The sequence below is a fragment of the Arthrobacter sp. GmRoot5-12 genome (assembly GCF_059739365.1).
Window position 1 is genome coordinate 3,590,348 of sequence record NZ_AP046056.1, and the last position, 13,515, is coordinate 3,603,862.

Annotated in this window: 15 protein-coding genes; 11 read left to right on the forward strand and 4 right to left on the reverse strand. The window is 68.3% G+C overall.

What is annotated here, in order from left to right; all coding sequences use genetic code 11:
• Positions 1-98 precede the first annotated feature (98 nt).
• A complete protein-coding gene (locus AC6JAM_RS16600) occupies positions 99-440 on the forward strand; it encodes a DUF3039 domain-containing protein (RefSeq protein WP_497935277.1) in 342 nt (113 codons plus the stop codon).
• Positions 440-2,221, forward strand: coding sequence for a DEAD/DEAH box helicase (locus AC6JAM_RS16605; RefSeq protein WP_018768383.1), 1,782 nt, complete (start codon positions 440-442; stop codon positions 2,219-2,221). The genes AC6JAM_RS16600 and AC6JAM_RS16605 overlap by 1 nt, the downstream gene beginning before the upstream one ends.
• 15 nt (positions 2,222-2,236) lie before the next feature.
• Here the strand turns inward: AC6JAM_RS16605 and AC6JAM_RS16610 are convergent, their stop codons facing one another.
• Both AC6JAM_RS16610 and AC6JAM_RS16615 read right to left on the reverse strand, forming a co-directional pair.
• Positions 2,237-2,869 carry an isochorismatase family protein gene (locus AC6JAM_RS16610; RefSeq protein WP_018768382.1) on the reverse strand — a complete coding sequence of 211 codons (633 nt, stop codon included), beginning with the start codon at positions 2,867-2,869 and terminating at the stop codon, positions 2,237-2,239.
• A gap of 9 nt (positions 2,870-2,878) precedes the next feature.
• Positions 2,879-4,207: a nicotinate phosphoribosyltransferase gene (locus AC6JAM_RS16615; RefSeq protein ID WP_018768381.1), complete on the reverse strand. Its 1,329-nt coding sequence runs from the start codon at positions 4,205-4,207 to the stop codon at positions 2,879-2,881.
• Positions 4,208-4,347: 140 nt separating this feature from the next.
• Between AC6JAM_RS16615 and clpS the strand changes: the two genes are divergently transcribed.
• From clpS to rdgB, 6 genes are all read left to right on the forward strand, one after another.
• Complete coding sequence (gene clpS / locus AC6JAM_RS16620; protein WP_018768380.1) at positions 4,348-4,731, forward strand: ATP-dependent Clp protease adapter ClpS; 384 nt, start codon at positions 4,348-4,350, stop codon at positions 4,729-4,731.
• On the forward strand, positions 4,724-5,290 hold the full coding sequence (locus tag AC6JAM_RS16625) for a DUF2017 domain-containing protein (protein WP_056387968.1): 567 nt from the start codon (positions 4,724-4,726) through the stop codon (positions 5,288-5,290). The genes clpS and AC6JAM_RS16625 overlap by 8 nt, the downstream gene beginning before the upstream one ends.
• Positions 5,291-5,413: 123 nt before the next feature.
• Entirely contained in the window at positions 5,414-6,427 is a 1,014-nt protein-coding gene (gene murI / locus AC6JAM_RS16630; protein WP_497935975.1) for a glutamate racemase, read from the forward strand.
• On the forward strand, positions 6,424-7,221 hold the full coding sequence (locus AC6JAM_RS16635) for an MBL fold metallo-hydrolase (RefSeq protein WP_018768377.1): 798 nt from the start codon (positions 6,424-6,426) through the stop codon (positions 7,219-7,221). The genes murI and AC6JAM_RS16635 overlap by 4 nt, the downstream gene beginning before the upstream one ends.
• 51 nt (positions 7,222-7,272) lie before the next feature.
• On the forward strand, positions 7,273-8,031 hold the full coding sequence (gene rph, locus AC6JAM_RS16640; protein ID WP_026265632.1) for a ribonuclease PH: 759 nt from the start codon (positions 7,273-7,275) through the stop codon (positions 8,029-8,031).
• A complete protein-coding gene (gene rdgB / locus AC6JAM_RS16645) occupies positions 8,028-8,675 on the forward strand; it encodes an RdgB/HAM1 family non-canonical purine NTP pyrophosphatase (RefSeq protein ID WP_018768375.1) in 648 nt (215 codons plus the stop codon). The genes rph and rdgB overlap by 4 nt, the downstream gene beginning before the upstream one ends.
• A 130-nt stretch (positions 8,676-8,805) precedes the next feature.
• On the opposite strand, the gene AC6JAM_RS16650 is transcribed toward rdgB, so the two are convergent.
• On the reverse strand, positions 8,806-9,600 hold the full coding sequence (locus tag AC6JAM_RS16650) for a DedA family protein (RefSeq protein ID WP_043424767.1): 795 nt from the start codon (positions 9,598-9,600) through the stop codon (positions 8,806-8,808).
• Positions 9,601-9,668: 68 nt separating this feature from the next.
• On the opposite strand from AC6JAM_RS16650, the gene AC6JAM_RS16655 reads away from it, so the two are divergent.
• Entirely contained in the window at positions 9,669-10,724 is a 1,056-nt protein-coding gene (locus AC6JAM_RS16655) for a 3'-5' exonuclease (protein WP_056387966.1), read from the forward strand.
• An 83-nt stretch (positions 10,725-10,807) separates the two neighbouring features.
• Positions 10,808-11,287, forward strand: a complete 480-nt coding sequence (locus AC6JAM_RS16660) for a DUF4395 domain-containing protein (protein ID WP_223991988.1) — start codon at positions 10,808-10,810, stop codon at positions 11,285-11,287.
• Here the strand turns inward: AC6JAM_RS16660 and AC6JAM_RS16665 are convergent.
• Positions 11,268-12,353, reverse strand: a complete 1,086-nt coding sequence (locus tag AC6JAM_RS16665) for an ADP-ribosylglycohydrolase family protein (protein WP_488315923.1) — start codon at positions 12,351-12,353, stop codon at positions 11,268-11,270. The genes AC6JAM_RS16660 and AC6JAM_RS16665 overlap by 20 nt on opposite strands.
• Positions 12,354-12,568: 215 nt before the next feature.
• Between AC6JAM_RS16665 and AC6JAM_RS16670 the strand changes: the two genes are divergently transcribed.
• Entirely contained in the window at positions 12,569-13,513 is a 945-nt protein-coding gene (locus AC6JAM_RS16670; RefSeq protein ID WP_497935278.1) for an aquaporin, read from the forward strand.
• The last annotated feature ends 2 nt before the right edge of the window (positions 13,514-13,515 follow it).

Below are 13,515 nucleotides of genomic sequence, written 5' to 3' on the forward strand. Positions count from 1 at the left end.
CGCGCTGCCGCCGGCGAAGAAAAAGTACGACGGCGGCCGGTGCGGGGCCCCCGCGCGGGCGTGCCGCCGTCGAACGCCGGGCCGGGGGAGCGGCTAAGATGGGTGCCATGACTAGCATGACGGACCCTCTCGACAACGACCCGATGCGCGAGCTTTCCGGGGCTGGATCGTCCACGGCCACCATTGAGCGCGAGGAACTGCGCCAGGAAGTGGAACCCGGGGACCGGGAGCGCTTTTCGCACTATGTGCGGAAGGAAAAGATCATGGAGTCCGCGCTGACCGGGGAGCCCGTCATCGCCCTGTGCGGCAAGGTCTGGACGCCGGGACGGGATCCGCAGAAGTTCCCGGTCTGCCCCATGTGCAAGGAGGTCTACGAGGGCCTCCGGCCGGGCAATGACGGCGGCAAGGGTCCCGGAGGGGACTTGGGCAGCAACAAGTAGTGACGGAGACGCTCTTTGGCGGTCCCACCCTGCCTCCGGCGTATCCGGAACGCGCAGCCTGGGGAACCGCCCCGAAACTCCGTGCCTGGCAGCAGGAAGCCCTTGACCTTTACCTGAAGAACAGTCCCCGCGACTTCCTTGCGGTGGCAACCCCGGGCGCCGGTAAAACCACCTTCGCGCTGCGCATCGCCTCCACGCTCATCGATTCCGGCGCCGTTAACCGGGTGACCATCGTTGCGCCCACGGACCACCTGAAGCGCCAGTGGGCGGATGCTGCCGCCAAGGTGGGGATCGCCATCGACCCCAACTTCAAGAACTCCGACGGCCAGCACGGCCGCGGCTTCATCGGCGTCGCCGTCACCTATGCCCAGGTGGCCAGCAAGCCGCTGCTGCACCGGGCCAAGACTGAAGCTGCGCGGACCCTGGTGATCCTGGACGAGATCCACCACGGCGGCGAAGCCCTGTCCTGGGGCGACGGCCTGCGCGAGGCATTCGATCCCGCCGTGCGCCGCCTGTCGCTGACCGGTACGCCGTTCCGCTCCGACACCTCGCCCATCCCGTTCGTGGAGTACGCCGAGGACCGGGACGGGATCCGGCGCTCCAAGGCCGACTACACCTACGGCTACGGCAACGCGCTCCGGGACCACGTGGTCCGGCCCGTGATGTTCATGGCCTACTCCGGCCAGATGCGCTGGCGCACCAGCGCGGGCGAGGAAATGGCGGCGTCCCTCGGCGAGGCAGCGGTGACCAAGGACATCACCAGCCACGCCTGGCGGACCGCGCTCAATCCCGCGGGGGAGTGGATCCCAGCGGTCCTGGCCGGCGCGGACAAAAGGCTCAGCGAAGTCCGGCGCACCGTCCCGGACGCCGGCGGCCTGGTCATCGCCACCGACCACGAGGACGCCCGGGCCTACGCCGGCCAGCTGAAGAAGATCACCGGCGAGTCGCCCACCGTCATCCTGTCCGACGACGCCAAGGCCTCCAGCAAGATCGAGGAATTCTCCGCCGGCGAAAAGCGCTGGATGGTGGCCGTGCGCATGGTCTCCGAAGGCGTTGACGTGCCCCGGCTGTCGGTCGGCGTATACGCCACCTCGACGTCCACGCCGCTGTTCTTCGCCCAGGCCGTGGGGCGCTTCGTGCGTGCCCGCAAGAGGGGCGAAACGGCGTCGGTCTTCCTGCCGTCCGTTCCCCAGCTGATGGCACTGGCCAACTCCATGGAGATGGAGCGCGACCACGCCCTGGACCGCCCCGAAAAAGAGGACGGCGACGGGCTTTTCAACCCCGAAGACTCACTGATGGAGGAGGCCAACCGGGAAGAAAAGGCCTCCGACAGCCTCACCAAGGGCAAGTTCGAGGCACTGGACTCGCAGGCCTCCTTTGACCGGGTCCTGTTCGACGGCGGCGAGTTCGGCACGGGCGGCGAAGTGGGGTCCGACGACGAACTGGACTTCCTGGGGATCCCCGGCCTGCTGGACGCCGAGCAGGTGGGAACGCTGCTGCGCCAGCGCCAGCACGAGCAGCTGAACCGTAAGAACCGGAAGGCACCGGCCGCCGCCGAAAGCCAGGCCCCGGCCGTTCCCGACCACCGGATGCTGATGGACCTGCGCAACGAACTGGCCAAGAACGTGGCCGCCTGGGCTGCCCGGACCGGGACTCCCCACGGCGTGGTGCACACTAAACTCCGCACGGTTTGCGGCGGCCCTCCCGTGGCGCAGGCCAACGAGGAGCAGCTGAAGTCGCGGCTGCGCAAGCTCCAGGACTGGTTCGTGGGCCGCAAGTAGCGGCACTCCCAGGAATCAGGCGATGTCCGCCCCGCCGAGTTCCATTTCCGCAACGGCGTCTTCCAGGTCCTCGGCGATGCCGGCGGTCAGCGACCGCAGCACCGTAACACCGTAGCCGGCCTGGACGGCGTCAAGCGCGGTGGCCTTCACACAGTAGTCGGTGGCAATGCCAACCACCACCACGTCCTCCACGTCGTGGCTCTGCAGCCAGTCATCGAGGCCGATGGCGTCCTCATCGGGCTCCAGGGCCTCCCTGGCGGCGGGCAGGCCGCCGGCGTTCCGTTCCCCGGTGGGAACGGCATCCTCCGGGGCCAGCAGTCCTTCGAAACCTGAGTAGGCGGCGGCGAACTGCCCCTTCCGGAAGTAGGCATCGATGTACTCGGTGTCCAGGTCCGGATGAAGGTCCGCTCCGCGGGTGCCCGCGACGCAGTGCGGCGGCCAGCTCTCCTTGAAGTCGGGTGTGTCCGAGAAGTGGCTGCCGGGGTCCACGTGCCAGTCCTGGGTGGCAACCACATAGTCGTATTCGCTGTTGTGGGCGTCCAGGTACTCGCTGATGGCGCCTGCCACGGCCGCGCCGCCGGGAACGGGGAGCGATCCGCCCTCGCAGAAATCGTTCTGCACGTCCACGATGATCAAAGCGCGGGACATTGGTGCTCCTTAGTTTTCCTCGTAGAGAGTGGGGATGGCGGCCTCGCCGCGCTGCAGGCGGTTGACCACGGACGGCAGCTCGGCCATGGAGTCGGCGTGGCGCTGCCGGGCCCGCAGCACGCCCTCGTGTCCGGTCCAGCCCGGGATTACCTCGCCGTTCTTCATGAACTGCTGCAGCAGCGGACGGTCGTTGCCGTCGTCCTCCGGCCGGTGGCCCACGCCCACCACCTCTGCGGTGGCGGTGCCACGTTCGTCCAGCTTGCGCAGCGCGTACTTGCGCCCGCCCACGCTTGCCTTGTTCTTGGCCGCCTTGGCCACGGACACGAAGTTGCCGTCGTCGTCGGTGCGGCTGACCAGTTTGTAGACCATGCTGGCGGTGGGCGCGCCGGAGCCGGTCACCAGCGACGTTCCCACGCCGTAGGAGTCCACGGGCGCCGACTGCAGGGCAGCGATGGCGTACTCGTCCAGGTCGGACGTCACCACGATCTTGGTGTGGTCGTTGCCGAGGTCGTCCAGCAGCCGCCGGACCCACTGCGCCTGGGCCACCAGGTCGCCGGAGTCCAGGCGGACGGCGCCCAGGCGGGGCCCTGCCAGGTCAACGGCCGTGCGGACGGCCTTTTCGACGTCGTACGTATCCACCAGCAGGGACGTCCCCTCGCCCAGCGAGGCAATCTGGGCCTCGAAGGCCTCCCGTTCGGTGTCGTGCAGCAGCGTGAACGAGTGCGCGGCGGTGCCCACGGTCTTCACGCCGTAGCGGATGCCGGCCTCAAGGTTGGAGGTACTGTCAAAGCCGGCAATGATGGCCGCCCGGGCTGACGCCGTGGCGGCCTCCTCATGGGTGCGCCGCGAACCCATCTCGATGCAGGGCCTGCCACCGGCGGCGCTGACCATCCGGGAAGCCGCTGAAGCGATGGCGGTGTCGTGGTTCAGGACGGACAGCAGGTAGGTCTCCAGCATGCAGGCTTCGGCGAAGGAGGCCTCGACGATCAGGATGGGGGAGTTGGGGAAGTACGCGTCGCCCTCGGCGTAGCCCCAGATGTCGCCCGAAAATTTATAGTTGGCCAGGTACTCCAGCGTCTCCCGGTTCACCACGCGGGTACGCTCCAGGAACTCCAGTTCAGCGTCGCCGAAACGGAACTGCGCAATGCCCTCCAGCAGGCGTCCGGTCCCGGCGACAATGCCGTAGCGCCGGCCGTCGGGCAGCCGCCGCGCGAACGCCTCGAACACCGACCTGCGGTGCGCAGCCCCTGAATGCAGCGACGCCTGCAGCATGGTCAGCTCATAATGGTCGGTGTAAAAGGACGTGCGGGGATGGTCCCAGCCGGCTGAGGTGCTCACGAAAGTCACTCTAGTCCCCACCGGCTCCCGCGTCTCGCTTCGCTTCGCCGCGGGGCCCTCGCCGGCGTGGGCCCACCCACCGGCTCCCGCGTCTCGCTTCGCTTCGCGGCGAGGGCCCACCCTCCCCATAGAATGGACAGATGACCATAAGCGTTGCGCCCGGCCCTGATACACAGGAGGGCATCCGGACCGGCACAGCAGAGTCCACCGACTCCCTGACCGCGCCGGACATTCCCTGGAACCTGGTGATCTGGAACGATCCCGTAAATCTCATGAGCTACGTCAGCTACGTGTTCCAAAGCTACTTTGGCTACTCGGAAACCAAAGCCAACAAGCTCATGATGGAAGTCCACCGGAAGGGCCGGTCCATCGTCGCCTCTGGCAGCAAGGAACAGGTGGAGCGCCACGCCGTGGCCATGCACGGCTTCGGACTCTGGGCCACGGTGGAAAAGGCCAGCGGCGGTCCGGGCGGCAAATCGGGCAAGTCCGGCGGTCCGGGCCAGGGTAAGGGAAAACGTGGCTAAGGCATTCAAATACGGACTCAAGGGCATCACCGGCTACCTGGAACCGGCTGAACGGGACCTGCTGCGCAGCCTGATCGACGACGTCATTTCCATGCTCCAGCCCGAGGACCGCACCGGGCAGGACCCGCTGGCGGCACTGATCGGCCTGGACATGGAGGTGGCAGAACCCACGGACCGGGCCGTCAAGCGGCTGTTGCCCAACGTTGTCAAGGACGACGGCGACGCGTCCCTTGAGTTCCGCCAGCTCACCGAGCGTTCACTGCGGGAGACAAAGATCGGGGCCCTGCGCGCCGCGGCTTTGGACCTGGACAAGGACGAGATCGTGCTGACCCCCGAGGGGGCGCAGCACTGGTCCATGGCGCTGAACGATGTGCGCCTGGTCCTGGCCGAACGGCTGGACATCCGGGACGAGGCCGACGCCGAGCATGTGCACCGCATGCAGGACTGGTCCCAGGCCGAGGACGTGGAAAGCTACCTGGCCCTGGTCTACAACTTCACCACCTGGCTCCAGGAGTCCCTGGTCCAGGCCCTGCTGCAGTCCATGGAATCCCGCCGGTGAGCCACGGCGGCCAGGGGGAGGCCGTCCGCTGTGACGCAGCAGACATGAGTCGCGGGACACAAGATGATGGCTGACGCTTCCGGGAACACCTATCCTCGAATAATCATGACTACAGCCCCGAGCATGGAACCACCGGCGGAAGCACAGCCCACGGACGCCGACAGCGGGTTCCCCGCCGTCGCCCCGGAAACCCGTCCCATCGGCGTCTTCGATTCCGGTGTCGGCGGCCTCACCGTGGCCCGCTCCATCATTGACCAGCTTCCCAACGAGTCGATCCTCTACGTGGGGGACACCGCGCACGGGCCGTACGGGCCGCTCCCCATCGCGGAGGTGCGGGCCAACGCCCTGGGCGTGATGGACGAACTCGTGGACTCCGGCGTCAAGCTGCTCACCATCGCCTGCAACTCGGCGTCGGCCGCTGTGCTCCGGGACGCCCGGGAGCGGTACACCGCCAAGTACGGCATCCCGGTCATCGAAGTCATCCAGCCCGCGGTGCGGCGCGCCGTTGCCGCCACCCGCAGCGGAAGGGTGGGCGTGATCGGCACGTCGGCCACCGTGGGCTCGCGCGCGTATGAGGACACCTTCGCCGCGGCGCCCGACCTGGACATCACCTCTGTCGCCTGCCCGGAGTTCGTCAGCTACGTGGAGGCCGGGATCACCACCGGCCCGGCCCTGCTCGCCGTCGCGGAAGAGTACCTTGCCCCGTTGAAGGCGGCCGGGGTGGACACCGTGGTCCTGGGCTGCACCCACTACCCGCTGCTGACGGGCGTGATTTCCTACGTCATGGGCGCGGATGTCACCCTGGTCTCCAGCGCCGAGGAAACGGCCAAGGACGTGTACCGCGCCCTTGCCACGCACCACCTGCAGCGCACGTCCCCCACCCCGCCCGAGCACCACTTCGTGGCCACCGGCGACGCCGGGCAGTTCGAGGCGCTGGCCCGGCGGTTCCTGGGCCCCGAGGTGCTGTCCGTCCGCCACGTGGACCATGTGGCCGCCCAGTACCCTACAGGCAGCCTGGCGCGGATCACCCCTGAGATGATCGCCGCCGCGCAGGGCGCGCGCGAACGCCCCAGGATCTCCAACTTCGTGGGCGGCGGACTGGCCGACGCACGCCGCTCCGGAGGACCCGCCCTGTGAAGCTGACCATCGTGGGATGCACGGGCTCGTTCCCCGGGCCCGGCTCGCCGGCGTCGTGCTACCTCCTGACCGCCACCGACGGTGAGCGGTCGTGGAAGGTGGTGATGGACCTTGGCAGCGGCGCGTTGGGGGCCATCCAGCGCTACACGGACCTGGAGGACATCGACGCGATCTTCCTCACCCACCTGCACCCGGACCACTGCATGGACCTGTGCGGGCTGCACGTTGCCATCCGCTGGAAGCCCGGCGGGTGGGGGCGCGGCCGCATTCCCGTGTGGGGCCCCGCCGCCACGGCGGACAGGATGGCCACGGCCTATGGGCTTGACCTGGACCCCGGCATGCATGAGGAGTTCGACTTCACCAACTGGACCGAACGCGAATCCGTGACCGTGGGCCCCTTCACCGTCACGCCCTTCGCGGTCAACCACCCCATTGAGGAGGCCTACGCCCTCCGGGTGGAGGTGGTGGAGCCCGGCAAGGACGGCACGTCGGTGTCCCGGGTCCTGACCTATTCCGGCGACACGGATTCCTGCGCGGGGCTTGAGGAAGCCGCCAAGGACGCGGACCTGTTCCTGTGCGAGGCAGCCTTCGAAGAGGGCCGTGACGCCGGCATCAAGGATGTCCACTTGACCGGCAAGCGGGCGGGGGAGGCTGCAGCGGCGGCGGGCGCCCGGCGGCTCCTGCTGACCCACATCCCGGTATGGACGTCCCAGACCACGGTCATGGCCGAAGCGCGCCCGGTGTTCCCCGGGGACGTGGCCGTTGCCGTAGCGGGCGTGCACTACACCATCTAGCCGCGCCGGCACCCCGACAAGCCATGCACCGGCACTCGATAAGCTAGGGGCATGACATCTGAAGCAACTGCAGTGCCCATTGTGCGCGCCGACGGCCGTGCCCCGGACCAGCTCCGGCCCATCAGCATCACCCGCGGATGGTCCAACCAGGCTGAGGGATCGGCACTGATCGAGTTCGGCAACACCAGGGTCCTGTGCACGGCGTCGCTGACCCCAGGCGTCCCGCGCTGGCTTAAGGGCGAGGGCCGCGGCTGGGTCACGGCGGAATACGCCATGCTCCCGCGCGCCACCAACACCAGGTCCGACCGCGAATCCGTCAAAGGAAAGATCGGCGGCCGCACCCACGAGATCTCGCGCCTGATCGGGCGCTCGCTGCGCTCCATCATCGATACCAAGGCCCTGGGCGAGAACACGATCGTGCTGGACTGCGACGTCCTGCAGGCCGACGGCGGCACCCGCACGGCCGCCATCACCGGTGCCTATGTGGCACTGGCGGACTCCATCCGGTTCGCCCGCGACAACCAGCTCATCGGCAGGAACGCCCAGCCCATCATCGACACCATCGCGGCGGTGTCCGTGGGCATCATCGACGGGGTTCCCATGCTGGACCTGCCCTATGTCGAGGATGTCCGCGCTGAAACCGACATGAACGTGGTGGTGACCGGCTCCGGCAAGTTCGTGGAGGTGCAGGGCACGGCCGAGGGCGCTCCCTTCGACCGTGCGGAACTGGACCAGCTCCTTGACCTGGCCCTGCTGGGAACCGCCCAACTCGCTGCCATCCAGCGCGAGACCCTGGCGGAATCCCTGTGAGCAGCCCGGCTCCCCGGCTGGTGCTCGCCACGCACAACAAGGGCAAGCTCCGCGAACTCCGTGAGCTGCTGCGCGGGCAGGTGCCAGGGCTCGACGTCGACACCCAGGTGGTGGACGCGGCGGCGGCGGGTGCGCCGGACGTTGCCGAGACCGGCGTGACGTTCGCCGAAAACTCGCTGCTGAAGGCCCGCGCCGTCGCCGGCGCCACCGGCCTGGTGGCCATCGCCGACGACTCCGGGCTGGCCGTGGACGTCATGGGCGGGGCCCCGGGCATCTTCTCCGCCCGCTGGGCTGGACGCCACGGCGACGACGCCGCCAACCTGGAACTGCTGCTGAACCAGCTCTCCGACGTCCCGGACGAACACCGTGGCGCCGCATTCGTGTGCGCCGCCGCGCTGGCCGTGCCCGCTGACGGAGGCGGACCCGGGCGCGAAGTGGTGGAGTACGGGCAGCTTGAGGGGATCCTGCTGCGCGAACCCCGGGGGAGCGGCGGGTTCGGCTACGACCCCGTCCTGCAGCCTGCAGGCGAGGACCGCAGCTGTGCCGAACTGTCCGCCGAGGAAAAGAACGCCATCAGCCACCGCGGCAAGGCCTTCCGGGCCCTCCTGCCGTCCATTGTGGCGGCCCTGGAGGCGGCCCGCTAGGGAACCTGCCTGCCCGCAGGCCAGCCAACTTCAAAACGGCCAGCCAACAAAAGAAGGTGCGCATCCCGGCGGGATGCGCACCTTCTTTTGCAGCCTGGCCGGCTTTTGCAGTCTGGCCGGGGGAAGGCTGCTACTCCGGCCGGCCGCGGTGGCTGTTGCGGGGAGTCTTCCGCTCCTCGTCCGGTTCGTGTTCCTCGATGAACTCGTCCACCGCGTCCGTGCCGTAGGCCTGTGCCTGGCGCTTGGCGGACAGGCCGCGCAGGACCTCGATGCCGATGGGAATCACCGAGACCAGCACAATGGCGATGAAGATGATGTCCAGGTTGTCCCGGACCCACGGAACTTTGTCGCCCAGCAGGTAACCGAGCAGCGTCACACCGCCGCCCCACAGTGCCGCTCCGATGACGTTGTAGAGGAAGAATTTCCTCCTGCTCATTTGCGCCACGCCGACGATCACAGGAACAAAGGTCCGGATGATGGGGACGAAGCGGGCCAGGATCAGTGCTTTGCCGCCGTGCTTTTCAAAGAAGGCGTGCGCATTTTCGACATTCTCGCGCTTGAAGAGCTTGGAGTTTGGCTTGTTGAAGATGGCGGGACCGGCCTTTGAACCGATGAGGTAGCCGGTCTGGTTGCCGATGATGGCCGAGACTACGATCAGGAGGGCCAAAAGCCAGATGTTGAACTTGATGGTGTCCGTGGCCACCAGCAGGCCGGCGGTGAACAGCATGGAGTCTCCGGGGAGGAAGAACCCCACCAGCAGCCCGGTTTCGGCGAAGACGATGCCGCACACCAGCAGGACCACCCAGGGGGCGAGCGCGGGATCGGCCAGGAAGACCTGGGGGTTCAGCCAATCGGGCAGGAAGGAAGCCATTCTTGGCTGGACCGGTCCCGCACCCACCAGCATGGACACAGCGAGGTCATTCATCACAGGAAAGTTCACCTCTCAAGGGTACTTGACCGGTCTGGGAGGCCTGCGGCGGTAAGGTAGGGGCCGTGGGTTTGGACTTTACGGCGATCGACTTCGAAACGGCCAACGGCTTCCGCGGCTCCCCGTGCTCTGTGGGACTGACGAAGGTAAGGGGCGGGGAAATCGTCGCAGAGGCCTCCTGGCTGATGCGCCCCCCGGCCGGTTATGACCACTTTGACCATCACAACGTCCGGATCCACGGCATCACGGCTGCGGATGTTGCCGGAAGGCCCCGTTTTGGGGAGTTGTTCCCGGAGATTGGCGCGTTCATCGGCGACGACGTGCTTGCAGCCCACAATGCGGCCTTTGACCTGGGCGTGATCCGCTCGGCGCTGGAGGTATCGGGCCTGCCCGGTCCCGCCTACGACTACGTCTGCACCGTCATGCTGTCCCGGCGCTGCTACTCGCTCGTCTCCAACTCGCTTCCCTTCGCCGCCGAGGAAGCGGGCGTACCGCTGGTCAACCACCACGACGCCGCCGAGGACGCCCGCGCCTGTGCCGGGATCCTCGTCGACATCGCCGCGCGCAACGGTGCCAACAGCATCGCCGAACTCTTCCTCTCCCTGGGGCTGGCCATGCCGCACCAGCAGGCCTTCGATCCCGCCTCGGGCGACCTGTCGAAGCCAAGCGTGGCGGCCATGGCTGCTGCGTCCGGCAACGGTGCCGCACTGGTGCGCCGGTTCCAGTCCGGCTGGCCCGAGGAAGGGCTGAACCCGGAACCCAACCTGGACGCCGAGCCAGGCCATCCGTTGTACGCGCAGACGGTGGTATTCACCGGGCAGCTCTCCATTGCCCGTCCGGAAGCGAAGCTGCGCTCGGCCAGGTGCGGTGCCCGGACGGAAAGCCGGGTCACCGGCCGTACCACCGTGCTGGTGGTGGGGGATGGCTTCGTTGCCTCAGACCTGCGCTCCGGCAGGCTCACCGGCAAGGCGCGCCGCGTCCTGGAGCTCCATGAGCGGGGACAAGCCATCGAAGTGCTGTCCGAGGGTGAGTTCCTCCAGATGGTGGGCAACGGGGACGCCCTGCACGCCGACCCCGGGGAAACCTGGGACGGCGCCCGCGCGACTGCCGTCAGCGCCTGACGCGGCCGGCACTCAAAGTCGCGCCCGCTTCATGCGGCGCAACACAGCTTGGCAGCCCTGCCACAGGCTCCTAGCCTTGCCATATGGCGTCCCTGTTCGCTTTTCCCAATCCCGTCAACGAGTACGCCGCCCGTGTCACGGCAGCGCTCGTGGTGCTGCTCGCCGTCGTCACCGCCTTGGCGGGCTCCGGGTGGGGGCTGCTGGCCATCTCCATCGGGTTCTGGCTGCGTCTGCTCTTCGGCCCGCGGATTTCACCCCTGGCGCTGCTCTCAGTCAAGGTCATCACTCCGCGGCTGGGAAAGGTAAGACTTGTGCCGGGGCCGCCCAAGCGCTTTGCCCAGGGGATAGGTGCCGCCGTATCCACCTCGGCGCTGCTCCTGTTCGCCGCAGGTGCAGCAGCCGCAGCCTGGACCCTCCTGGGGATCCTGGTGGTGGCAGCCTCCCTGGAGGCCTTCGCCGGGTTCTGCCTGGGGTGCGCCATCTTCGGGTTTCTGCAGCGCCGCGGGCTGGTCCCCGAGGACGTCTGCGAGGCCTGCAACAACATCAGCCTTCGCCGGTTGTGACCTTCACCAACTGATTGGCCATGCCGCGGACCACCCCGGGCGCTTCCAGGGCCCCGAGCCACTGCGCCGGCAGGCAGTCTTCCCCATAGAAGGCGCCCAGGATGTTCCCTGCCAGCGAGCCCGTGGTACTGCTGGGGCCGTCATGGTTCACGGCCAGAACAACAGCGTCCCGGAAATGCCGGCCGGGCCCGGCGTCCGCGTCGTCAGCGGGCAACGTGGCCAGGACTGCATACAGTGCGACGGCGAGTGCCTCCTCCGCCATCCGGCCCCCGCCAAGCACGTGGACCAGTTCCTCCGGGTCAACGATTGCCTTGTCGGCGAGACGAAGGGCGGCCTCAAGCCTCTCCGGGAGCTCCGGCGCCACGTCCGGGAGGGTGGCCGCGTGCGCGGCCACCGCGGCAGCGGCGTCCCGCAGCGCCTCGCCGGACACGAGCTTATGGATCAGGAGACTGAAGATTCCGGCGCTCTGGCGGGCGGAAGGGTGCCCGTGCGTGAGGGAGGCGGCGTCGGAACTGAGCTTGTAGACGGCGTCGGGCGCAATATGTGGAATCAGCCCGAACGGCGCCGAACGCATCACCGTGCCGGCGCCTTTGGCCTCGGGGTTGACGGGGCGGACCGACGTGCCCATCTCGCCGGAGGCCAGCCCGGTGATGCAGTCCTGCTCCGGATGCCGGCGCTGCCGCAGCACCTCGTTGCCGTCGATCCAGCGGGGCTGGGGTGCGGGCGCTGAAGCCCCGGCGTCTTCGCCCTGGTTGGCCAGCCAGCGCAGGTACGCCAGCCAGAGGCAGGCGTTCACATCCGCACCCACCCCGTCGTTGGCCCACTCCAATGCCTCCACCAGCCCGTCCACGGTATACAGGGTCAGCTGCGTGTCGTCGGAAAAAGGCCAGGAACCGGACAGAGCGTCAAACCCGGTCAGGCCCCGGGCTCCGAAGCGCCGGCGGATGGCGCCGATGGAATCAGCCTCCACCGCATAGCCCAGTGCATCCCCCAGCGCCCCGCCCAGCAGCGCACCATGGATCCGGGACTTGAGGGTGGGCACAGGGGTTCCGCGGTCGATGCTCATGAAGTAAATTTACCGTCCGAAAACCGGTCCCGCCGCCTGGTCCCATCCGTCCCGCCGGCCATTGCGCACGGCTGGTGTCCAGCAAACGCACAGCCTGGGCTGGAATACTGCACGGGTTGCCCGGCGCCGCCCTGCAAGCTGGTGGAAGCCCCGGAACCGGCAGCAGTTGCCGCTTGCAACGCAAAGCCCAGGCCCCAAGAAGCGAAGGTCACATCATGAGCACCCCTGTCCCCGCCCGCGACGCACTGCAGCCCGGCGCGGCCACCGCGCCCAGCGCTCTGATGCCCCGCCTGGTGGCCGAGGCCTTCGGCAGCCTCTTCCTGGCCGTGGCCGGGCTGGGCGTGCCGCTGTTCAGCATTCCGCAGTCCAGCCCGGTGCCGGCGGCCCTTGCCGCCGGCCTGGCCATCACGGCGGCAATGTTCGCCTTCGGACACATCTCCGGCGGCCATTTCAATCCCGCCGTTACCCTGGGTCACCTCCTGGCGGGACGGATCCATGCCGGCGCCGCCGCCGCATGCGCCGCCGCCCAGGTGGTGGGAGCCCTGGTGGGCGCCCTTGCCCTGTTCGGCATCCTCCGCACCCTTCCCAGCATCCCTGACAGCCGTACTGCCTTCGACACCGTGACCGCGGGCTTCGGCGAGCATTCCATCATTCAGGCCCCGCTCGCCGCCGTCGTGCTCCTGGAACTGCTGGGGGCCGCGATCATCGTGGCTGTCTTCCTTGCCGCCGGCCGCTCCGGCGGCAGCCGCAGCGCGGCGCCGGTTGCCGTCGGCCTGTCCTTCGCGGCCCTGCTGCAGGTGGGCCAGTCGGTGGGGAACCTGCCGTACAACCCCGCCCGCGCCGTCGCCTCCGCCGTCTTCAGTTCCGGCTGGGCCTTGGAGCAGCTGTGGGTCTTCCTGGTCGCGCCGCTGGCCGGCGCTGCCATCGCGGGGCTGGCGTTCCGCATTACCGGAGTGGCTGAGTCCGCTGCATCCGTTGAGGACGGCGCGGACCTCCATGACGACGAGGGCGCCGCCGAGGCCGACGACGACGCCGGGGAGGCCGACGACGACGCCATGGACAGTGCCGGCACGGACAGGGCTGTGCCCGCAGCGGCCGCCCGGCAGGACGCAGGCGGCGTCAACGAGGCGCAGGAGTTTTTCGAAGGAAAACGGTCCTGACC

Excerpts from the sequence above, each read along its gene's own strand:
- AC6JAM_RS16670 (WP_497935278.1), top strand. The coding sequence starts at position 12,569 with ATGAGCACCCCTGTCCCCGCCCGCGACGCACTGCAGCCCGGCGCGGCC.
- clpS (WP_018768380.1), top strand. The coding sequence starts at position 4,348 with ATGACCATAAGCGTTGCGCCCGGCCCTGATACACAGGAGGGCATCCGG.
- murI (WP_497935975.1), top strand. The coding sequence starts at position 5,414 with ATGGAACCACCGGCGGAAGCACAGCCCACGGACGCCGACAGCGGGTTC.
- AC6JAM_RS16600 (WP_497935277.1), top strand. The coding sequence starts at position 99 with ATGGGTGCCATGACTAGCATGACGGACCCTCTCGACAACGACCCGATG.
- AC6JAM_RS16660 (WP_223991988.1), top strand. The coding sequence starts at position 10,808 with ATGGCGTCCCTGTTCGCTTTTCCCAATCCCGTCAACGAGTACGCCGCC.
- rph (WP_026265632.1), top strand. The coding sequence starts at position 7,273 with ATGACATCTGAAGCAACTGCAGTGCCCATTGTGCGCGCCGACGGCCGT.
- AC6JAM_RS16665 (WP_488315923.1), bottom strand. The coding sequence starts at position 12,353 with ATGAGCATCGACCGCGGAACCCCTGTGCCCACCCTCAAGTCCCGGATC.
- AC6JAM_RS16610 (WP_018768382.1), bottom strand. The coding sequence starts at position 2,869 with ATGTCCCGCGCTTTGATCATCGTGGACGTGCAGAACGATTTCTGCGAG.
- AC6JAM_RS16650 (WP_043424767.1), bottom strand. The coding sequence starts at position 9,600 with ATGAATGACCTCGCTGTGTCCATGCTGGTGGGTGCGGGACCGGTCCAG.